General features: G+C 61.8%; 19 protein-coding genes. 7 read left to right on the plus strand and 12 right to left on the minus strand.

Going from position 1 to position 21,599, the window contains the following annotated elements; genetic code table 11:
- Positions 1-88: 88 nt before the first annotated feature.
- The gene (locus tag KYT97_RS15770) at positions 89-823 is read left to right on the plus strand and encodes a FadR/GntR family transcriptional regulator (protein WP_219110196.1); all 735 of its coding nucleotides are present in this window, start codon (positions 89-91) and stop codon (positions 821-823) included.
- A gap of 80 nt (positions 824-903) precedes the next feature.
- Here KYT97_RS15770 and KYT97_RS15775 read toward each other — a convergent pair whose 3' ends face one another.
- The 5 genes from KYT97_RS15775 to KYT97_RS15795 all read right to left on the minus strand — a co-directional run bounded on the left by KYT97_RS15775 (position 904) and on the right by KYT97_RS15795 (position 6,970).
- Positions 904-2,262: an MFS transporter gene (locus KYT97_RS15775; RefSeq protein ID WP_219110197.1), complete on the minus strand. Its 1,359-nt coding sequence runs from the start codon at positions 2,260-2,262 to the stop codon at positions 904-906.
- 27 nt (positions 2,263-2,289) lie between these two features.
- Positions 2,290-3,249: an alpha/beta hydrolase gene (locus KYT97_RS15780; protein WP_219110198.1), complete on the minus strand. Its 960-nt coding sequence runs from the start codon at positions 3,247-3,249 to the stop codon at positions 2,290-2,292.
- Entirely contained in the window at positions 3,246-4,265 is a 1,020-nt protein-coding gene (locus KYT97_RS15785; RefSeq protein ID WP_219110199.1) for an LLM class flavin-dependent oxidoreductase, read from the minus strand. Before KYT97_RS15785 ends, KYT97_RS15780 begins: the two co-directional genes overlap by 4 nt.
- Before the next feature lie 84 nt (positions 4,266-4,349).
- The gene (locus KYT97_RS15790; RefSeq protein ID WP_219110200.1) at positions 4,350-5,819 is read right to left on the minus strand and encodes an aldehyde dehydrogenase; all 1,470 of its coding nucleotides are present in this window, start codon (positions 5,817-5,819) and stop codon (positions 4,350-4,352) included.
- Positions 5,816-6,970, minus strand: coding sequence for an acyl-CoA dehydrogenase family protein (locus tag KYT97_RS15795; protein ID WP_219110201.1), 1,155 nt, complete (start codon positions 6,968-6,970; stop codon positions 5,816-5,818). Before KYT97_RS15795 ends, KYT97_RS15790 begins: the two co-directional genes overlap by 4 nt.
- Positions 6,971-7,189: 219 nt before the next feature.
- On the opposite strand from KYT97_RS15795, the gene KYT97_RS15800 reads away from it, so the two are divergent.
- On the plus strand, positions 7,190-7,981 hold the full coding sequence (locus KYT97_RS15800; RefSeq protein WP_219110202.1) for an SDR family NAD(P)-dependent oxidoreductase: 792 nt from the start codon (positions 7,190-7,192) through the stop codon (positions 7,979-7,981).
- Between the two features lie 98 nt (positions 7,982-8,079).
- On the opposite strand, the gene KYT97_RS15805 is transcribed toward KYT97_RS15800, so the two are convergent.
- Genes KYT97_RS15805 through KYT97_RS15820 form a run of 4 tightly spaced genes read right to left on the minus strand, consistent with a single transcriptional unit; the run spans position 8,080 to position 13,570 of the window.
- Entirely contained in the window at positions 8,080-9,291 is a 1,212-nt protein-coding gene (locus KYT97_RS15805; RefSeq protein WP_219110203.1) for a CaiB/BaiF CoA transferase family protein, read from the minus strand.
- Positions 9,284-10,177, minus strand: a complete 894-nt coding sequence (locus KYT97_RS15810) for an HpcH/HpaI aldolase/citrate lyase family protein (RefSeq protein WP_219110204.1) — start codon at positions 10,175-10,177, stop codon at positions 9,284-9,286. The genes KYT97_RS15805 and KYT97_RS15810 overlap by 8 nt, the downstream gene beginning before the upstream one ends.
- 15 nt (positions 10,178-10,192) lie before the next feature.
- Entirely contained in the window at positions 10,193-11,839 is a 1,647-nt protein-coding gene (locus tag KYT97_RS15815) for an AMP-binding protein (RefSeq protein WP_219110205.1), read from the minus strand.
- 60 nt (positions 11,840-11,899) lie between these two features.
- Positions 11,900-13,570, minus strand: a complete 1,671-nt coding sequence (locus KYT97_RS15820; protein ID WP_219110206.1) for a flavin-containing monooxygenase — start codon at positions 13,568-13,570, stop codon at positions 11,900-11,902.
- A 263-nt stretch (positions 13,571-13,833) separates the two neighbouring features.
- Between KYT97_RS15820 and KYT97_RS15825 the strand changes: the two genes are divergently transcribed.
- Genes KYT97_RS15825 through KYT97_RS15840 form a run of 4 tightly spaced genes read left to right on the plus strand, consistent with a single transcriptional unit; the run spans position 13,834 to position 17,334 of the window.
- Positions 13,834-14,598 carry an enoyl-CoA hydratase/isomerase family protein gene (locus KYT97_RS15825; RefSeq protein WP_219110207.1) on the plus strand — a complete coding sequence of 255 codons (765 nt, stop codon included), beginning with the start codon at positions 13,834-13,836 and terminating at the stop codon, positions 14,596-14,598.
- A gap of 39 nt (positions 14,599-14,637) precedes the next feature.
- Positions 14,638-15,546, plus strand: a complete 909-nt coding sequence (locus KYT97_RS15830; RefSeq protein WP_219110208.1) for an SMP-30/gluconolactonase/LRE family protein — start codon at positions 14,638-14,640, stop codon at positions 15,544-15,546.
- Positions 15,543-16,295, plus strand: a complete 753-nt coding sequence (locus tag KYT97_RS15835) for an SDR family NAD(P)-dependent oxidoreductase (RefSeq protein ID WP_219110209.1) — start codon at positions 15,543-15,545, stop codon at positions 16,293-16,295. The genes KYT97_RS15830 and KYT97_RS15835 overlap by 4 nt, the downstream gene beginning before the upstream one ends.
- A 37-nt stretch (positions 16,296-16,332) precedes the next feature.
- The gene (locus KYT97_RS15840; RefSeq protein WP_245005835.1) at positions 16,333-17,334 is read left to right on the plus strand and encodes an LLM class F420-dependent oxidoreductase; all 1,002 of its coding nucleotides are present in this window, start codon (positions 16,333-16,335) and stop codon (positions 17,332-17,334) included.
- A 70-nt stretch (positions 17,335-17,404) separates the two neighbouring features.
- Here KYT97_RS15840 and KYT97_RS15845 read toward each other — a convergent pair whose 3' ends face one another.
- The 3 genes from KYT97_RS15845 to KYT97_RS15855 form a co-directional block, all read right to left on the minus strand.
- Positions 17,405-18,208 carry a crotonase/enoyl-CoA hydratase family protein gene (locus KYT97_RS15845; protein WP_219110210.1) on the minus strand — a complete coding sequence of 268 codons (804 nt, stop codon included), beginning with the start codon at positions 18,206-18,208 and terminating at the stop codon, positions 17,405-17,407.
- 21 nt (positions 18,209-18,229) lie between these two features.
- Positions 18,230-18,994, minus strand: a complete 765-nt coding sequence (locus tag KYT97_RS15850; RefSeq protein WP_219110211.1) for an SDR family NAD(P)-dependent oxidoreductase — start codon at positions 18,992-18,994, stop codon at positions 18,230-18,232.
- A gap of 67 nt (positions 18,995-19,061) precedes the next feature.
- The gene (locus KYT97_RS15855; protein WP_219110212.1) at positions 19,062-20,240 is read right to left on the minus strand and encodes a thiolase family protein; all 1,179 of its coding nucleotides are present in this window, start codon (positions 20,238-20,240) and stop codon (positions 19,062-19,064) included.
- Between the two features lie 131 nt (positions 20,241-20,371).
- On the opposite strand from KYT97_RS15855, the gene KYT97_RS15860 reads away from it, so the two are divergent.
- Positions 20,372-21,541 carry an acyl-CoA dehydrogenase family protein gene (locus KYT97_RS15860; protein ID WP_245005836.1) on the plus strand — a complete coding sequence of 390 codons (1,170 nt, stop codon included), beginning with the start codon at positions 20,372-20,374 and terminating at the stop codon, positions 21,539-21,541.
- Positions 21,542-21,599 lie beyond the last annotated feature (58 nt).

The following is a 21,599-nucleotide window of genomic DNA, read 5'->3' on the forward strand; positions in this document are numbered from 1 at the left end:
ATCCGTCGCTACCACCGCAGCCTGACCGGTAGCTTCCGTCCCGTAACATCTGTTTCCGAATCGAGCACAGGGTTTGGAGGGGACACGCATGGCTGCCAGATCAGGTAGGCCGGAAAAGACCGCAATGATCGTGGCGAGGCGAATCGTCTCCGAGATCGCGGCGAAAGGGCTACGCCCCGGGGACCGTTTACCCCCGGAAAAAGTCATGCTCGATCAGTACGAAATCGGCAGGGGAACGCTTCGCGAAGCGCTCCGATTCCTCGAACTGTCTGGTGCACTGTCGCTTAAGCCTGGTCCGGGCGGTGGCCCTACCGTCGAGAAGCCGGACGCCTCGCACCTCATGGACAGCCTCGCTCTACTACTTCAGTTCGAGAAGACACCCTTCGATTCGATCCTCGAGGCCCGGGTGGGTCTCGAGCCGATGAACGCACGTCTCGCCGCCGCACGGGTCACCGACGAACACCTGACTGCGATGGAAGCGGCAGTGTCGCGGATGGACGACAACATCCGGGACATCAATCTGTTCCATGAAACGAGCAAGGAATTCCACGATGCGCTGGCCTGGGCGTCTGGCAATGCGGTCTTCGGATACCTGATCGACGCCATCGACGGCATCTTCGAAGGACCGATGTTCTCCGAGTACCCTCTCGCCCGCAGAAAAAAGGACCTGGCAGCTCATCGGGCGGTTCTGGACGCCGTTGCCCGGCGCGATCCGGACGGTGCCGAAGCCGCGATGCGCGAGCATATGGACGAACTCGCGGGGTTCCTGCGTAAAAAGTCTGCGGCACTTCTCAACCAACCGATTACCTGGGCAGCGCTCTAGTCGGATTCAGCCCACTTCTCATAACGCGAAGACAGGCCGGGGATCTCCCTGCCCGTCTTCGTAGTGCGCATCCGCTCGTGTCAATGCGCGGCGGAGGCCGCATTCTCCTCGATGTCGATCGACTCTAATTCCGGTCTCCGACTCAGCCTCCACAATGCGTGAGTAGCCCAGGCGCCGATCAACATCGGGATGGCTGCGAAGTAGTACAGCGTCTGTGGTGCAACAACGGCCAACGCATATCCGACAAAAATCGGAGCCGAGATCGAGCAGAGTCGGCCGACGCCGAGCATCCAGCCCATCGCGGTGGCCCGCGAACTTGCAGGGTAGAGTTGCGGCACCACAGCCGCGCTCGCAGTGATCGCGACGTAGGTGAACAGACCCACTGCCGCGGTGATGGCGATCGCAACGGCGGAATGGGTGAAGAAGGCAGCGAAGGTAAATATCGAGATCGCCGCACCCAGCATCGAAATCCAGAGCACCCGTGGCGCCGATGTCTTGAGGGTCCACAGGCTGAATGTCAGCGCACCGAATAGTCCACCGAGACTGAGGATCAGACCGGCAGTCGTACCCAAATTCGCGTCGCCGCTGGCTGTCTTCACCAACTCGGGGGTCCACGTGTTCGCAAAATAGAACGAGCACATCAAACTGGCGTAGGCAATCCAAGACAACAAAGTTCGCCTGGCGAGCCGGCCCGAGAACAGACTCCGTAGGCTCCCCTCCGCGACGAGAGCCGGAGTCGCGACCGGACGAGCATCGGGGTCGATGGACGGATCGTCCAAGCGCGCGACGATCCTGTTGATCTCGGCTTGCGCCTGCGGAGTATTGCGGGTGACCAGGAAGTCGATCGATTCCGGCATGAAGGCGTAGGCGACGGCGATCGCTACGAGGGTGATCACCGCGCCGAAGGCAAACATCACATGCCAAGATCCGCCGAGCGAACCCACCAGGAGTGTGCCGATTCCTCCGCCGACCAGGCTACCGACTGGGAACCCGATCGAATAGATGCCCACCATCAGGTTCCGACGACTGTCGGAGCAGTACTCCTGAACGAGCACAACCAGACTCGCGGCCATGCCTCCGATACCGATTCCCGTGATGAGCCGAGCCACGATCAGGGCTTCGACGTTCGGTGACATCGCACTCGCTACCATCCCCACAAAGCTTGCGGTCAAACAGATCTGAACCAGCTTCCGTCGTCCGATCCGATCGGCCAAGGGTGCCAGCAGTATCGACCCGGCAGCCATTCCGAACAGTCCCGCGCTGAGCAGATAGCCCTTCTCTGCTGTCCCGGAGAAGAAGTCGTCGGGAAGGTGTGGCAGTACGAAACCCATGACGAACACATCGAATCCGTCGACGGTGATGACAAGTAGACATGCCATGAGCGACACATACTGGAATCGCTTCATCGGTTTCGTCTTTATCGCAGTGAGAACATCCATCAGAGTTCCTCCCTCGGTTTCAGGTTGCTAGTTACGAAAGCCGAAGGCCCTCAGGAGTGCCTCGGAGAGTTGCGCGGCGGCGCGGGGAACATAGTCCCCGAGTACGGAGTCGAATCGAAAGAATCCGTGATTCATCTGAGGGTGGTCGATCAACTCGACTGGAACCCCCGCACGCCGCAGCCGTTCGGCGAAATCCACGCCCTCGTCGTGCAGCGGGTCGTGCCCGGCCACGAGCAGCACCGTCGGTGGAAGCCCGCCGAGATCCTCGCCATTCATCGGAGAGAACATAGTGCCAGCGCGGTCCTCCGGATTTGGGCAATAGTGGTCCAGGAACCACTCCATCTCCTTGGTACCGATTCCGTCGGCCGACGATGAACGCCTGTACGACGGGCGAGAGGTATCACTGTCGAGAACTGGATACAGCAATACCTGAGCTGCAATATCGATGACACCACCCAAATGCGCGACTGCAACTGCGGCAAGGTTTCCCCCAGCGCTGTCTCCTGCAACTGCAAGCGGCAAGCCTACGGTTGTGGCGGCAACCGAAACGACCGCAGTCACAGCGTCGTCAGCAGCAGCGGGGAATCGCGCTTCCGGCGCAAGTCGGTAGTCGACGCTGACCACTTCGACTCCCGCCCCGGCGACAAGATATCGGCACACGTTGTCTGCGTAATCCAGATCGCCCGTGACCCAGCCGCCGCCGTGGAAGTACACCACCACCGCAACGGGGTCTTCGCCTGCCGCCGGAAAGTAGCGTCTAGCCGCCAATGACGTCGATCCCAGCGTAATATTCTCGACTCCAACGGCATTCGGTCCAAGAGCACAGAGCACGTTGCCTGCTGTTACTTTGGCCCGCGCATCGTGAACCGCCAACTCGTACATCGGCGGGCCGCCCATGCTGCGGCCACGCTCGAGTAATTCCCGCAGCCGCCCGTCGAGCGGTGCCGGCGCGGCACCCGCATCCACGCTCTCGCCCGCGCGAGTCATGCCGCGCTCGAAGCGAACTCGGGCAGCACCCGATCGCGGAACAGTTCCATGGTTTTGAGTAACTCGTCCTGCGGCAGGTCGTACCACTGCATCCTCAAGATCACGTAGGTGATGCCCTGCTTCTCCAGCGCTTTGAGCTTCTCGACAGCGGTATCCGGATCGGTGAACAGATACGACTGGTCGGCCACTTCCTCTGCGGAGTTGGCGCCGTCCAGGTGCTTGTAAACACCCGAAGCGTCGGGTGCGTTGAAGGCCGAGTATTTCTGGGTCAACGCGCCGCGGGCGCGCACGCCGATCTCACGCGCACGGTCCGGGTTCTCATCGAGCACCAGTTCACGTCGGACAACAAGCTCGCCGTCAGAGCCCTTGCCCAGCAGATCGCGCTCCGCACGGTAGTGCCCGAGCACCACATCCAGGCGGTCGGGTGTCACGTGCGGAGGAATGATCCAGGCATCGCCGAGTCGGGCAGCACGCCGAGCGCCGGTCTTGTGTGCACCCGCGCCGATCCAGATCTTGGGACCTCCGGGCTGAACCGGTTCGAGACTGATTCGCTGCTCATCGAGCTGAAAGTGCTTGCCCTGGAAACTGACTGTGCGCCCACTCCACAACTCGCGAATAACCTCGACGCCCTCCTCGAACCGGGCGACCCTCTCGTCCATCGGTACACCGAATGATTCGAACTCGTTGTCGCGATATCCCATTCCGAAACCGGCGATGACATTGCCGGCACTGAGGTGATCGATCGTCGCGAATTCCTCGGCGACGGCAACGGGGTGCCGCAGGGGCAGGATGAACATATTAGTGCCAACGTCCATCCCGTCGGCGCGCTCGGCCAACGAAGCGATCAATGGGATCGGCTGCAGAGTAGGCATGTTCCCTAGATAGTGCTGCAGCACCCACACCGATTCGAATCCCGATTTCCTTGCAGCACTCACCTGCTCGCGCAACTCGGTAAGTTTGGCAGGGTTGAGCATGCCGGGCGGAAAATCGTTCATGATGGCCAGACCGAACTTCATGGTTCTCCCTTGAATCAAAAAATTTTCGGGCGATTCGAATATCACTGTCCGCGTGAAATACTCAGCCTCGGTGTCACTTCCCGTTCACATGTTCGGACCGAGAGCGATCGACTGCTTCTCCAGATACGCCGCCAGACCCTCAGGACCCATTTCACGGCCGATCCCGGACTGCTTGAACCCACCGAACGGAGTGCCGAAGGCCTGCGGGTTTCCGTTGATGCTGACCATTCCGGTACGGATCCGACGCGCCACGGACACTGCCCGATCGGTGTCAGCGGACCAAACAGATCCGGATAGTCCGTACGGCGAATCGTTCGCGATTCGCACGGCATCCGCCTCGGTGTCGTAGGGAATGATTGCTATGACCGGTCCGAAAATCTCCTCACGTGCTACCCGCATGCCGTTGTCGACGTCGGCGAGCACTGCCGGATTGACGAAGTAACCATTGTCTTCGCCTGTCGGGCGTCCGCCGCCGATAACCCGGGCTCCCTCGTCCGCTCCAATGGAGAGGTAGCCCTCGACCCTATCGCGCTGCGCAGCGCTGACCAGCGGGCCGATGTCGGTATCGGTATCGAACGGATCTCCGACGCGCAACGCTGTGACAGCGGCGGCGAGGCGGTCGACGATTTCTTTGTACCTGTTGCGTGGAGCCAGGATTCGACTTTGCGAAATGCACAGCTGTCCGTTGACGATCATCGCCATCGGGACCACTTTCGCGACGACTGCGTCGAGATCGGAGTCGTCGAGGATCACGGCCGCCGACTTGCCACCCAGTTCGAGCGTGACCCGAGCGACCCTTTCGGCGCACAGCGCCATGATCCTCTTCCCGGCCGCGGTACTGCCGGTGAAGCCCACCTTGTCCACTGCGGGGCTGCGCACCAGGTGTTCGCTGACCTCACGGCCGGCGGGCAGCACGCTGAGCGCTCCTGCGGGCAACCCCGCGTACTCGAACGCCTCGGCCATCATCAATGCCGACAGCGGAGTCTCGGGCGCCGGCTTGAGCACTACCGAACAACCGGCCGCCAACGCCGGCGCAACCTTGAGAACCGGGCTGCTCAACGGGCCGTTCCACGGCGTAACTGCGCCGACAACTCCGACCGGAGTTTGGGTGACCAGGCTACGCAGGGTCGAGTCGCCGCGAATCTCGTCGAACGGATAGGTCCGGATCAGCTCGGCGTAGTATCTGATCATCCGAATCGGGTTCGGCACGTGCGCGCGGTCGGCAAAACTCCGAGGGCAGCCGAGTTCACTGGTGAGGACATCCACCGCCCGATCCCGCTGGGATTCAAGGTAATCGGCAGCACGGTCCAGAACTGCTGCACGATCACCTGGAGCGGTGTCAACCCAGGTCCTAGCCTCGAAGATATCCCTGGCTGCGTCGACCGCGCGGTCTACATCGACTTCGGAAGCCAGCTGGACCGTGGCTAGTGCCGCACCGTTGGCAGGGTTGCGAATCTCGACGGTTTCACCGCCACGACTCGACTCCCACTTTCCGGCGATGAACGGGATCCCACCATGGACAGGCGCCGTGTCAGCCCTTGTCGCCGAGGTCATTTGACACCATCCCGCACGAGTTTCTTGGCTAGCGAATCGAAGATGACCTCGGTCGAGCCCTCGTAAATTCGCATTGGCCGCGCCTCGCGGTAGAGCCGTTCGATCTTGCTCCCGCGGACCAGACCGAACCGGCCCATCATCTGCACGGACCGGTCTACGACCCGGCCGGCCGCCTCGGTGGCACCGGCTTTTGCGATCGACGACAGGTGCAGATTCGCTTTCGGATCCCGCGCTGCGGCTGCAGCGGCGCGGTAGGCAAACGTACGGGACATCTCCACATCAACCCAAGACTGAGCGAGAAAGCTCGGGATCGGCCCGAGTCTTGCCAGCGAAACCCCGAACTGTTCACGAGAACTGGTGTGCCGAACGGCCTCGTCGAGCGCAGCCTGCGCAAGGCCGACCGCAGCACCGGCGACAGAGACACGGAACGTCGCCAAGGTATTGAGCACAAGACCGAAACCCTCACCGGGAGCACTGATACGGTTTCCCTCTGGTACCCGGACGTTGTCAAACACGATGTCACCCAGGATATGCGGTGCGATGATTTGGAACGGAGTCTCGACGCGGACCCCTTCAGCGTCAGCCGGTACCAACACGAGCGAATACCCGTCCCCCTCCTTCGCCAGCACCGAATAGAAGCCTGCGGCGCCGCCGTTGGTGATAAACGACTTGTGTCCGTTGACGACCAACATGTCACCCTCGGGCTTAACCGACGTCGTCATCGCCTTGAGGTCCGAGCCGACCTGCGGTTCTGTCAGGGCGAGTGCCGCGATAGCCTCCATCGAGGCAACCTTCGGAAGCCACTCTTGCTGCAATTCAACGTTGCCACAGGTGGATAGCCCGAAACTGCCGATGCCTTGCATCGCAAACAGCGAGTCCAGGTGCGCACACTCGTAGGCCAGCGCCTCGCGAACGACCGTGACAGCCAGGGAGTCGACGGCTTCGTCGCGGCCGCCGAACCGCGCAGGAACCACCACGCGGGCGAGTTCGCTCTCCGTGAGCAGTGCCCGAACCTCGGCGTCGACAGTTGCCGACTCGTCGGCACGGTCCGCGATAGGAGCAACCACCTTGGCCAGTTCGCGCGCCTCCTGCTGCAAGTCCCGATACCGCGCGGGCAGTTCGAAAGGTTGTACGTCCTGGTCTACGGACATTCTTCTGTCCCCTTCTATGGTCCGCCGCACCGGCGCGAAGCACTAAGGCCTCGATTCAGCGCAGCCCTTGGGTGGCCGTGACGGGCATCGCCTGGTTTGGCGCCCTGCCCATAATTCATTATCATAATATCTATGATCTACCTCTCGTCAAGATAGTCTCCCATTTATTCGTTGCGGTGTCCGCGTACGCACCGCTTACATCCTTCGAAAGGTGATTACATGTCTACCGACCTATCCACCGAGAACACGGCATCCACTCGAGGAGTCGCAATCGATCTGACCGGCAAGGTCGCCCTCGTGACCGGTGGAAGCCGCGGACTTGGCCGTGCCATGGTGGCGGGCTTCGCCGCAGCCGGCGCCGATGTCGTGATCGCCAGCCGCAACGGCGACGCCTGCGCCAAATACGCCTCGGAGATAACCGAACTCACCGGCCGTCGCGCTTTCGGCATCGGAGTGCACGTGGGTAAGTGGGACGATCTCGACCGGCTCACAGATCAGGTCTACGACGAATTCGGACAGGTAGACGTATTGGTGAACAACGCCGGGATGTCTCCTCTCTACGACACGATCGACTCAGTGAGCGAGGAGTTCTTCGACAAGGTCATAGGAGTAAATCTCAAGGGACCGTTTCGCCTGACCGCAAACATCGGCAGCCGAATGACGCAAGGAAACGGAGGGTCCATCATCAACATCAGCAGCGCAAGTGCAGTGCACCCCCGAGCTGGCCTAGTGCCGTATGCCGCTGCCAAAGCGGCATTGAATGCGATGACGATCGGTATGGCACACACCCTCGGCCCCACCGTCCGGTGCAATGCGATCATGGCCGGGACCTTCCTGACCGATGTCAGCAAATCCTGGGACATGGAGGCATTCGGCAAGCGCGCCGAGGGCTTCGCGCTGGGGCGCGGCGGCCAACCGGACGAGATTGTCGGCACCGCTCTCTACCTCGCCAGCGACCTGTCCAGTTTCACCACAGGCGCGATCATTCCGGTCGACGGCGGACACCCCTAGTTCGACTCCCCATATTTCGGCCGGCCGACGAGGGAAGCCCGATACGGATAATCCGTACCGGGCTTCCCTCATCCCCAACAGGTTTCACATAAACCGTGTCAGGCGTTCCCGCCGATGACGCACTCTGCTCGAAGCTCCGCGATCGACTCCGCCGAAGCACCGATCAATGCGGCGAGCAACTCGTCGGTGTGCTCACCGATCCGGGGAACACCGTCGTAGTTCGGCGTCGGACTCTGCCGCATATGCAGGATCGGACCGGGCATCAGAACGGACTTCAACAACTCCTCACCCTTGACCTCGACCAGAGTTCGCTCCAGGAAGTGCGGGTCCACAACGATATCGCTCGAGTCGTTCACCGCCGAGGACACCACCTCGAACTTTCCCAGAATGCCGAGCGCTTCCCCCCTGGGGTAACTGGCAACCCAATCGATCACCTTCTCCTGGAGGGCATCGTTGTTCTCCATTCGTGCGGGGTTTGTTGCAAACCGGGGGTCGTCGAGAAGTTCCGGCTGACCCATGGCGTGAAACAACCGCTTGGCGATGCCTTGATTGGATGCGGCGATGGAAAGCCACTTACCGTCGGCGGCCTGGTAGATACCGCGCGGTGAGGCCGACCCGGTACCATTACCGACCCGGTCCTGAATTTCTCCGGTCGCAGTGTACTTGAGGATCATGTCGCCGAGAATGAACATCAGCGGTTCGTAGAGCGCAACATCGACCTCTTCACCCCGCCCTGTCCGCTCTCGACGGAACAGAGCCATGGCGGCACCCATCGCGGCCGAGATGCCGGCAATCGAATCAGCGAATCCGAACGGCGGGGATGTCGGAGGTTTGTCTGCCCATCCGTTGACGTGTGCGAATCCGCTGGCCGTCTCGGCCACCGTGCCGAAACCCGGAAGCTCTGAGTACGGACCCGTCTGCCCGAAACCTGAAACCCTGACCAGCACCAACCCTGGGTTAGCCGCACTCAATTCGTCGTAGCCCAACCCCCACTTCTCGAGACGCCCCGGCCGGAACGACTCGATCACCACGTCGACCTCCGCGGCGAGTTGACGCACGAGGTCTCGGCCACGATCCGTGCGAAGGTCTATCCCGATAGAACTCTTGCCGGCGTTCAAACGTGTGAATCCCAGTGACAATCCGTCTTTCTGGGGAGTCCAGTGCCTGGCGAAGTCGCCTGTCTCCGGGTCTTCCACCTTGATGACCTGGGCTCCGAAATCACGCAACATCCGGCCCACGGTGGGGGCGGCATACATGGTCCCGAGTTCGAGTACCCGAATTCCGTGAAGAGGCGCGTTCGCGTCAGACATTTCTGCTTCCTTCCGTGAGCTCTGCGGCATATTCGAGCCACTGGAGCGCCTTGTCGTAATGTGCGCGGTCGATATGCAAACCCCGGTAGCGGACAGCGCCGTCCCCTGCGCGTTCCCCCGCGAGGTAGGCATCGGCGAGCCCTCTGTAGAAGGCAATGTCCGTCTCGGACGGTGTGAAGGCTGCGTTGACCACCGAGACGTGACTGGGGTGGATCACAACCATGCCCCGAAACCCGAGGCGACGCCCACCGTTCGCGAACCCGGCCAGACCGTCGAGGTCACCGAGTTCCTCCCACAGCCCGGTCAGGGCATGAAGGCCGGCCTCTCTGCAGGCCAATAGGATTCGGCTCCGTAGGTAGAGCGTCTCAGAACCTTCCGCACTCCACTCGAAGCCGACCTCCCTCGCGATGTCGGCGTGCTCCGCGGTCGGTCCGATCATGGCCGAAATTCGAGACGACGCCAGTGCGATCTCCCGGCAGTTGTGGATGGCCTTGACGGTTTCGACGGGAACAATCACGTGCTGATGATCCGCACCGTTGCGCTGCTCGAAATGGTCCAGCAACGCATCGTACGCAACCACATCGTGCACGGTTTCGATCTTGGGCGCGAATATGCCAGTGAGTCCGGGCAACACCACCGTCTCGAGATCCGCGCCGGTACTACGGGTACCGAGAGCGTTGGGACGAACAAACAGCCCGACCTCTGAATCATGTTCTCGTACTGCGTCGATGGTCTCGGCGACGGTCTTGCGTGCTGCTTCTTTTTCTGCCTCGGGAACAGAATCCTCGAGGTCCAGCACAATCGCGTCGGCGCCGGCGCGGAGCGCTTTGAGCGCCCACTCCGGCTTGTGCCCCGGGACGAACAACAGTGTGCGGTAAGGCTTCATGCTCTGCTCCTGCCCTTAGTGCGCCGGGACCAACGTGCGGTCGGCGGTGTCCTCGGTGATGCCTTCCTCGCGGAGTACAGCCTTCCGCACCTTTTCCGACGGCGTCTTGGGAAGTGCATCTACGAATCGGATGTATCTCGGGACCGCAAATGCCGGAATTCGTCCCTCACAGCGGTTCCAAATATCTTCCGCGGCAATGGGTTCACGCGCGACAATAACGGCCAGAACTTCGTCCTCGCCACCGTCGACGTCTGCCGTAACGCCGATGACGGCGCACTCGACAACCTCGTCGATGGACAGCACGGCCTGCTCCACTTCGTACGAACTGATGTTCTCACCGCGTCGGCGCAGCGCATCCTTGTAGCGGTCGACGAAGTAGTACCAGCCGTCCTCGTCCCGGCGTAATGCGTCGCCGGTGTGAAACCACAAGTTCCGCCAGGCCTCGACTGTCTTGTCCGGCATGGCGTAGTAGCCCTGACTACAGGTCCATGGAAGTCGAGGCCGGACCACAAGTTCGCCGACCTCGCCGACCGGAACCTCCTCGTCGGTCGCCGGGTCGACCAACCGGACGTCGAACCACTCCGCCGCCGCCAGTCCGGCGGCACCTGCGGGCCGCTTCACTCCGTACGGTGAGAGGATCGGCGCGCAGGTCTCGGTGAGCCCGAATACCTCGACAAACGCTTCGACCCCGAACCTGGCAGCGAATTCGTCGACGATAGACGCAGTCGGCGCAGCGAAGATACAGCGCAGCGTGTTGTCTGCGTCGTCCGATCGCGGTGGCTGCTTCCAGGCGAAGTCCATCATCACGCCGAGGAAGTTGGTGACAGTGACCTCGTTCTCCCGAACGAAATCCACCCACCTGCTGGCACTGAACTTCGATCGCACCACGAGTCGGGCACCGGCGATCAGCGCCGGGTAGGCGGCCATGAACTGCGCATTTCCATGGAAGAGCGGAGTCATCGTCAGATAGGTATCCGCGGCCGTGAGACGAGTCAACGCGACGACCTCCTCTGCGAAGAAATACATCTGCGCGTGCGGCATCGACACCCCCTTGGACGGTCCCGTAGTACCGGAAGTGAACAGGATCGAGGCGGGGTCCTGTGCACACGGTGCAGGCAATTCGACGCGAGCACCGTCGAGCAACGTGTCCCAGGGGTCAGCAGTCCAGCCCTGGCTGCGGAGAGTTTCCAACGCGGAATCCATTGCGCCCGTTCCGGTATCGATAACCCAGAATCGCTCGATCTGACCTGAACTCGCCGCGATCGCGACGAACCGATCAGCGAACGCGTCGTCGATCACGGCCCAACGTGGGCCAACGGTATCTAGCTGATGGCGCAGGAACTCGCCTTCGTACGCGGTGTTGATCGGTACCTCGACAAGCGATGCAACCGCCGAACCGAACCAGGTCCGGATGAAGCGCGAGGAATTGACGGCCATGATCAGCAGTCGGTCACCTGCGGCCGCACCGGCTCCGTGCAATGACCCCGCGACGGCCTCTGCTTCATCGAGAACCTCAGCGTAGGTCCACTGCCCGGATTCCTCGGGCGCGATCAGGAAAAGATCGTCGGGGGCCGACGCCGCGCGACTACGCAGCACGGTGGGCAGGGCCCAGTCGTGCGGATCGACGAATGTGGGCTTTAGATCCTCGTACACCCTGGTCATGTTGCGGTCACACCTCGTTCGCTTGATATTTACTGTGGGATAGAAGAACTCGACGGAAACTCAGTGCGAGACAAAGCCCTCGTAGCCGTTCGCCGCGACCTTTTCGCAGTGCCGACGGAAATTTCCGACGCCACCCACATAGGGCATGAACACTCGCGGTTTTCCTGGCACATTGGCGCCGAGATACCACGAGTTCGCGGTCAGGTACAGAGTGTCGGCAGCAGCGTCCTGGACCTGCTGAACCCAATCGTCCTCGTCCGCCACGTCTGCGGCAGCGTAGGTATGCCCCCGTACCGTGAGGTACTCGATGTAGTCCGTGATCCACTCGACGTGCTGCTCGACCGACATCAGGACATTACTGATCACCGAAGGACTGCCCGGACCGGTGACCGTGAACAGGTTGGGGAACCCGGCTGTGGCGACCCCGAGTAACGTGCGCGGGCCGGCATGCCACTTCTCCTGCAATGTCACCCCGTTCTCACCGCGGAAGTCCACTCGAAGCAGCGCTCCTGTCATCGCATCGAATCCGGTCGCGAAGACGATGACGTCGAACTCGTACTCGGCATCGGCGGTCTTGATCCCCGTTGCGGTTATCCGCTCCAGCGGGGCCGATGCGACGTCGACGAGCGCAACATCGTCCCGGTTGTAGGTCTCGTAGTAATCGGTGCCCAACGCAATTCGCTTTGCGCCCACTGCATAGTGCGGGCTCAGGAGTGCTGCGCGCTCCGGATCAGTCACGATCTGGGCGATCTTGCCACGGATGAATTCAGCCAGCGTCTCGTTTGATTCCGCATTGCGCAACAGATCGCCGTAGGCACCGACGATATCGGGTCCACCACTCTCCCAATGCATCTCGTATCGCGATTGCCGCTGCTCAGGCGTCTCATCGAGCGCGGACTGTTCGCGCAGGTTACGCAGGATTCCGCCGGGTGCATACCGAGCCTGTTCACGAAGTTGTGGATAGCGGGCCTTGAAGTCAGTGGTGAATTCAGTCGTCAACGGGGCGTTTCGCGCGGGCATCACGAAGTTCGGTGTGCGCTGGAAGACGGTGGTATGCGCAGCCTGCTCCGCTACCAGCGGGATCAACTGAACCCCGGAAGATCCGGTGCCGATCACCGCGACCCGCTTCCCCTCCAACTCAACGCCCTCGTGCGGCCAGTCACCGGAGTGGTACCACTCGCCACCGAACGACTCGAGGCCGACAAAGTCAGGGACACGCGCCGAGGACAGACATCCCGTCGCCATGACGACAAATCGCGCGGTCGTGGTCGTGCCGTCAGTGGCGCGGACCGTCCACCGAGAACCGTTCTCGTCGAACTCCGCGCTGGCAACCCGGACGCCGAACGTGATGTCCTTACGGAGGTCGAGTCGGTTTGCCACGTGCTCGATGTAGTTCAGTATCTCGGGCTGGGTAGCGAACCGTTCCGTCCACTCCCATTCATTCTGCAGGCCCTCGTCGAACGAGTACGAGTACTCCATGCTTTGCACGTCACATCGCGCGCCGGGGTAACGATTCCAATACCAGGTGCCGCCGACGTCATCTCCGGCCTCGAGAACCCGCACCCGCAAACCTTGTGCGCGCAAGCGATGCAGTGCGTAGAGGCCCGCGAACCCGGCCCCCACTACGAGGACGTCCCACTCCGGCGAGACTGGCAAACCCCCTGAACGGCCGCTACCTGCTGCCGAGTCGTGGCCACTACCTACTGCTGCCGAGACCGAGGCTCGAGACATTGCATACCCTTTCAGTCGAACGTGATGCACGCCACGGCCGACTATACATTCAATGCGCATCAATAGCATCATTTATTTTGGACGCATACATTTACGCGGAACACAGAATCTTCTTGTGCCACATCCCATCCACCCAGTTCGGCAGCAACGACACCTCAATTTCAGATGCTTGACTCTGAAGAAATCTATATGCACCATTAACAGCAATAACTGATGTGTCGGGTGACACTTTTCGACACGACACTAGGAAGACGAGGGAACAGATGGCCGACATCGAGACCAGCGAACGTGGTTCTGCACTGTGGATCCGGTTGAATCGGCCGGAGCGACGCAACGCTTACGACGCAGCGATGGCGGGCGCGATCTCGGACGCCATCGACGACGCCTCGCGATACCGCTCGGTCGTCATCACGGGTGTGCCCGGAAGCTTTTGCGCCGGTGGCTCGCTCGGCTCTCTGGCCACCCCAAGCGTGACCGAGATGCGCGGTCTTTACCGCTCGTCGTTACGGTTGTTCGACTCGATCCGTAACTGCCCGCGCCCCGTCATCGCAGCGGTGAACGGTCCTGCAGGCGGTGGTGGCAACGAGCTCGTCGTAGCGTGCGACCTCGCAGTAGCAGCTCGGTCCGCCACCTTCGGGCAGACCGGGCCACGCGTGGGAAGCTCACCCGTCACCGGCGCCACCAACGTGATGGGTGTGCAGATCGGCGAGAAGCGCGCCAAGGAGCTCTCGATGCTGTGCCGGCGATACAGCGCCGAGCAGGCACTGGTCATGGGACTGGTGAACGAGGTCGTCGAGGACGACGACCTCGAAGCGGCCGTGGTGCGCTGGACAGAGGAACTTGCCGCCCTGAGTCCGCGCTACCTGGAGATCACCAAGGTCAGCTCGAATCTGTGGTGGAACAGCGCGCGCGATTCCTTTGCCAACGGTCTCGGCATGCTTGTCCAAGCGATCGGTAGCGACGACATGATCGAAGGCGCGAACGCCTTCATGGAGAAGCGGCCTCCACAGTTTCCGGATCCGTCCTGATCCGCAAACGCCCAAACCACCCCTCATCCAAGGATTCCCATGACACTGACCAACCTGAACGCACGTGAAATCAGCACTGTCGTCGACAACCGCGCGTTCCTCGAGTGCCCCCGCTGGCACGAAGACCGCCTCTGGGTGTCCGACCTGTACGCCCACGAAGTCCTGTCCATCGGACAGTCCGGCGACGTACGCGTCGAAGCCCTGGTCCCGAACCGGCCGTCAGGCCTCGGCTGGTTGCCGGACGGCAGGTTGCTGATCGTTTCCATGCTCGACCGAAAGATCCTTCGCCGCGAACACTCCGGCGAACTGGTTGTCCATGCCGACCTGTCCTCATTGTCTCCCACCAAGATCAACGACATGGTGGTCGACGGCAACGGCCGCGCCTGGGTGGGCAGCTTCGGGTTCGAGTTCCGCAGCGCCTCGGCTGTGGAGCCTGCCGACCTGATCCGCATCGACCCGAATGGCACAGCGTCGGTGGCCGCTACCGGATTGCACTTTCCCAACGGCACCGTCGTCACACCCGAAGGTGTACTCGTAGTCGCCGAGAGCATGGGCAACCGGCTCACGGCATTCGACATCGAGAACAACGGTGATCTGACCGGACGCCGCGTTTGGGCAGCATTCGGTGACGACGTGCCCACCTCCTCGGTTGCCGACGCGATGGCCGCGTCGTCCGTCGCACCGGACGGCATCTGCCTGGACGCAGAGGGAGCAATCTGGGTCGCGGACGCGCTCAACCGTCGACTCGTCCGAGTTCGCGAGACGGCAGGCGTAGTCGACGAAATCCAGTTCGACACCGGAGTTTTCGCCTGCATGCTCGGCGGCGCCGACGGCCGCACCCTGTACGCTTGCGCGGCGCCGTCGTCCTCGGAGCACAAGCGCGCGCACACTCGCGATGCCAGCATGCTCGCTGTACACGTGGAGGTCCCGCACGCAGGCAAGCCATGACCGGCAACGGATTCTTCGGCGCGTCGACGATCGTGACCGGCGCCGGCAGCGGCATCGGCCGGGCCGTTGCATTGGCTCTTTCCGATGCGGGGGCCCGCGTATTGGCGGTGGATATCGACACGTCGAGGCTCGCCGTAACGTCGGAGCGCGCAACCGGGGCACCAATTGTCACCTTCACTGCGGATGTCTCTGTCGCCCAGCAGGTTCGCGGATACGTTAATGCCGCAATCGAGACGCACGGCCCACCCGAGCTGTTCTTCAACAATGCAGGGGTCGCCGGGCACGCGCAGCCCATCACCGAGCTGAGCCTTCAGGATTGGGCATCGGTGATCGACACCAACCTCAACAGCGTGTTCTGGGGGCTCAAATTTGTTCTCCCCCATATGTATGCCGCGGGTCGCGGGGCAATCGTCAACACGGGTTCGATCGCCAGCTTGCAGGGCGCCGCAGATCGCGCCGACTACGTGGCTACCAAGCACGCCGTTCTCGGCCTCACCAGATGCGCGGCCGCCGAAGCGCGGAAGAACCGGGTGAAAGTGAATTGTCTGTGCCCGGGACCTGTCAATACCGAAATGGTCGCCAAGTTCCGCAGCGCAGTCTCATCCGCCGGGTCCGATTCGGCCCCGACCACGTCGATGGCAACACCGCAAGAGATTGCCGAGACAGTCCTGTTCCTGTTGCGGCCAGACGTACCGTTCCTCACCGGTTCGGCCGTCTCCGTGGACGGCGGCATGGCAGGCTTATTCTGAGCACCACGCACACGACACCTATCGAGGTTGGATCCCCTTGCCAGAAAACAACATACCGCCGGACAGACACGTTCCGGAGCCCACACGTCGTTGGGGACTGACGATTCCCCTCGACGGAATACCACTGCGCGACCAACGAGATCTCATCGCGGAACTACCCCATCTCGGATACACCGACGTGTGGTCTTCGGAGTCCTCCGACGCAGATGCCTTCACTCCGCTTGCATTAGCCAGCGTATGGGCGCCGACTCTCCGACTGGGTACAGCAATCGTCCCCGTCTACACCCGCGGCCCGGCTACCCTTGCAATTTCGGCGAACACTCTCGCTTCGGTAGCCCCCGGCCGCTTCGTACTCGGTATCGGATCCTCGTCGAGTGTCATTGTGGAGAAATGGAACTCGATCCCATTCGACGAACCGTACAAACGTGTCCGGGACTCGCTCCGCTTCCTCCGATCGGCATTAGCCGGGGAAAAGGTGACCCAGCAGTACGGCACATTTGGTGTCGACGGGTTTCGCGCAGGTCTGATCGCGGACCCGCCGCCGCCCGTGCTCCTCGCTGCGATGCGACCGGCGATGCTCCGTTTGGCCGGGCGGGAAGCTGACGGCGCCATCGTCAACTGGCTCTCCGCAGACGACGTCGAAACTGTTGCCCCCTATGTCCATGCAGGAGGGTCGGACAAAGAAATCGTCGCTCGGATCTTCGTCCTGCCTGGTGTCGATTCCGATACCGCACGCGCTGTCGGGCGCCGCAGGATCGCGGCATATCTCAATGTCCCGGTCTATCGAGCATTTCATGAATTCCTAGGCCGCCAAGAGGAACTCGGCGGAATGTGGCAAGCCTGGTCGGAAGGAGACCGGGCCGGGGCGTTGGCTGCAATTCCCGATCAGGTGGTCGACGACCTGTTCGTCCACGGGCCTCCCGAGGCCTGCCTCGAGCACATCGAACGCTACACGGCAGCGGGCGTCACGACTCCCGTGATCTCAGTGCTGACGCCGGGGGACCCGATGCCCGCAATCCGGGCGTTGGCGCCTCGATAGTCGAATAGGGCTGCAATGCAAAGCAGGTTGCCCAGAATCGATCCCAGGCAACTCGCCATGCCCCTGCTGCCTACCTACCCTGCCAGCGCGGTGCGCGCTTCTCGGTGAAGGCGCGAGCCCCCTCCTTCGCGTCCTCGGAGCCACGTACAGGCTCACTGAGTTCACGTTGGCGGACGAATTGCTCGTCAAGTGTCCAATCCACCGATTCTACGATGATCTGTTTGGTCGCCTTGACTGCCAACGGACCGTTCCCCGCGATCTCCTTCGCGATGGCCAAGGCCGCTTCCAACGCGCCACCAGGATCGGTCAATTCGTTCACGAGCGCTGCCCGGTACGCGTCTTCCGCGCTGATGAACCCGCCGGTCAATGCCCATTGCATCGCCAGGTGGTAGGGCGCGCGGCGCGGTAGCCGCATGAGGCCCCCAGCTCCCGCGACCAGACCGCGTTTCACCTCGGGCAGACCGAACTTGGCGTCGCTCGCCGCCACAATGAGATCGCACGACAGTGCGATCTCGAAGCCACCCGCGAGAGCATAACCCTCGATCGCGGCGATCATCGGCTTTGCAGGCGGTTCCTCGACGATTCCTGCGAATCCACGACCAGGCAGTGAGGGACGCTCCCCGTTCAGGAATCCTTTCAGATCCATCCCGGAGCAGAAGGTTCCGCCTGCACCGGTAATGACGCCGGCCACGAGGTCCACCCGCGAGTCGAGTTCCTCGAGTGCCGCAGCGATTGCTTCCGCTGTAGCCAAATTGATGGCGTTTCGGGCACGAGGCCGGTTGAGCGTGATCACCTGGACGCCGTCAATCTGCTCGACCAGGATTGGGTACTCCTCGGCGTCCACCGCGGTGCCGCCGGGTTGTGATGCAGTCATAGTGTTCCTTTCTCAGTACGATTAGCGCGGCTGCATACGGATTGCACCGTCGAGACGGATCGTCTCTCCGTTGAGCATCGCATTGTCGATGATGTGCAGGGCCAACGATGCAAACTCGTCGGGTTCGCCCAGCCTTGACGGGTGCGGGATCTGCTTGGCCAGGCCGTCCCGGATCTCGTCGGAGAAACGGCTCAGGATCGGAGTGTCGAATACACCGGGCGCGATCGAGCACACCCGGATCAGTTTGGTGGCGAGATCTCGGGCCGCCACGAGCGTCATACCGACAACGCCGGCTTTGGCTGAAGCATAGGGAATTTGACCGATCTGGCCTTCCCAGGCAGCGACCGACGCCGTGAGTACACAGGCACCGCGCTCACCGTCGACCGGGTCGTTCTTCGACATCCTTGTCGACGCGAGCCGAAGCACGTTGAAAGTACCGACGAGGTTGATGTCTACCAGCTTTCGATACAAATCAAGATCGCCCGGAGTACCGTCGCGGTTCACAAGACGCACCGTGCCGCCGCGCCCCGCGCAGTGCACCAGTGCCCGGATAGGTCCTTTCTGTTCGGCGAGATCGAGTGCTGCATCGACCGCCTCGGGGTCGGTAACATCTGCAGGTCCGAAGGTGGCGAGCGGTCCCAACTCGTCTGCAACCTGAGCTCCTGCCGAACTCGGCAGGTCGATCAGAACGACGGGGACCCCGCAGTCGATGAACCTGCGAACGCTCGCGAGCCCGAGGCCCGACGCACCACCGGTGACTACGGCCGATCCATTGTCAAGTTTCATTTCTGCACCCGATTCTTCTCGCTCATGTGAATTGTTGTGCGCACTATCGCTTGGGAAAGAGCACTTTTCAGTTGATCAGCTCGATAATGGTGGCGTTTGCCATGCCACCCGCCTCACACATCGTCTGCAACCCGTACCGGCCACCACGCTGTTCGAGCTGGTTGATCATGGTGGTCATCAATCGACAACCGGAGGCACCCAGCGGATGTCCGAGCGCGATGGCGCCACCTGCGGGGTTGAGTCGATCGCTCTTGACGCCGAACTCCTCCTGCCACATCAGGGGAACCGAGGCAAAGGCTTCGTTCACCTCGACGACATCGAGGTCGTGAACCCCCAGCCCGGCACGGCTTAGCGCCTTGCGGGTGGCATCGATCGGCCCGGTCAACATCATCACAGGATCCGAGCCCACTACTGCGGATGCCACAACCCTCGCCCGAGGTCGAAGACCCAGTGCTTTTGCCTTGTCTTCGGACATCACCAGCAGCGCACTTGCGCCGTCCGTGATCTGAGACGAGTTGCCCGCCGTGACTTTCCAGTCCAGTTCCGGGTACCGCTCTCGATGAATATCGGTTCCGAAGACGGGTGCAAGGCCCGCGAGTTTCTCCGCAGTCGTGCCACGCCGAATGCTCTCGTCTGTCGAACGGGTCTGATCGTCAACGGTGAGCGGGACGATCTCGTTGTCGAAGCCCCCACTGTCTGCGGTCCCGGCAGCCAATTCATGTGAGCGAGCGGAGTACTCGTCGAGTTGAGCCCGAGAGAGATCCCAGCGGTCTGCGACGAGTTCAGCGGCCACACCCTGGGAAACCAAGTCGGGATACCGTCTGCGTACTCCTGGCCCCTGCGGATCGCGCCCCATCGCCGCGGATCCCATCGGAACCCTACTCATCGACTCCACGCCTGCTGCGATCGCTATGTCATAGGCGCCCGCCGCTACTCCCCACAGCGCAAAATCCAATGCCTGCTGCCCGGACCCGCATTTGCGCTCAATGGTTACCGACGGCACGTGCTCGGGGTATCCCGCGGAGAGCCAAGCCTGACGTCCCGGCGTCGCCGACTGTTCACCACTCTGGTTCACGCACCCAACCAGCACGTCGTCGACCAGACCCGGATCGAGTCGGGCGCGGTCGACCAGTCCGGTCAGAACTCCACCGAGTAGATCTGCCGGATGCAATCCGGAGAGCGCACCCCCCGACTTACCCCGGCCCATGATCGAACGCACCGCGTCGACGATGACCACCTCGCCCATAATTCCTCCTATTCATTGTCATAGATGACCGTACCTCAGTCCGTGCAGAATATTTCGAATTCAGCACTATGCACAGCCTCTTCCGATAATCTATGCTCACCAATATAATGAAATCGAAGGAAGGTGTTCCGATGACATCAGTGGCGACAGTAAACGCGGCAGAGAGGGAGGCCGTTCGCGAGCTGGCAGCAAGCCTCGGCCGCGACCGTTATGCCCCGAAGGCCGCGGAATGGGACGCCAATCGCACGGCATTCCCACACGACGAACGCAGACATCTGGGCTCGCTGGGACTACTGGGTATCGCACTCCCCGAGGAGTACGGCGGCTCCGGAGCTCCGCTTCGCGACGCCCTCGTGGTGATCGAGGAAATTGCAAAGCATTGCAGACCAGCTGCTTTCCAAGTCTTCGAGGCAAACACCGGCCCCGCGCACGTAGTCGCCATGCACGGCACGGAAGAACAGAAGCGTCGATTCCTGCCGAATATCATCGCCGGCGAGACCACCATGGCCGTCGCCATCTCCGAACCGGATGCAGGCTCTGCGGCAACGGACATGACAACCAAGGGAACTCGCACTCCGGAGGGATATCGCATCACCGGAACCAAGCGATGGATCTCCAACGGGAGCGAGGCAGACACCTACCTCGTGTACTGCCGACTCTCCGACGCCCCCGGCGCCAAGGGACTCGGAGCGATACTGGTCGAGGCCGACCGTCCCGGCGTCAGCTTCGGCACTCGCGAGAAGCTGATGGGTTTCCGCGGAATCCCATCAGCCGACATCAATTTCGACGATGTCGAGGTACCGGCCGAGAACCTACTGGTCGGCCCAGGCGGATTCCGGACACTCTTTTCCGCATTCTCGATCGAGCGCCTCGGCAATACCACCATGAGCCTGGCGATCGGACAGGCAGCACTCGACCGCACCATCGAGTACGTGCAGGAACGGACCCAGTTCGGTAAGGCGCTGATCGAGTTCCAAGCCGTACAGATGACCGTCGCAGACATGATCCTGCAGGTCGAGGCAGCGCGTCGACTTCAGGAAAAGGCGGCAGACTTCCCTGCGGGCACTCTACCCAACACCCTGGACGTATCCCTTGCCAAGTGCACTGCCAACGAGATGGCCAAGCGCGTAACCGATCTCGCGATGCAACTGCACGGCGGAAACGGCTACACCGAAGAATACGGACTCGAACGCCTCCACCGAGACTCGCACGGCTGGGCACTGGCCGGCGGCACCCCGACCATGCAGCGCACCCGCATCGTGTCAGAACTTCTGGGCCGTAACTTCGATCAGCGTCGATAGGATCACGCGACGACCAGGAGCACTGATGATGGCCCCCAGAAATCATGTTGGGGGCCAT

Origin of the sequence: Rhodococcus globerulus (assembly GCF_019334125.1) — a bacterium.
GTDB classification, from domain to species: Bacteria; Actinomycetota; Actinomycetes; order Mycobacteriales; family Mycobacteriaceae; genus Rhodococcus_F; species Rhodococcus_F globerula.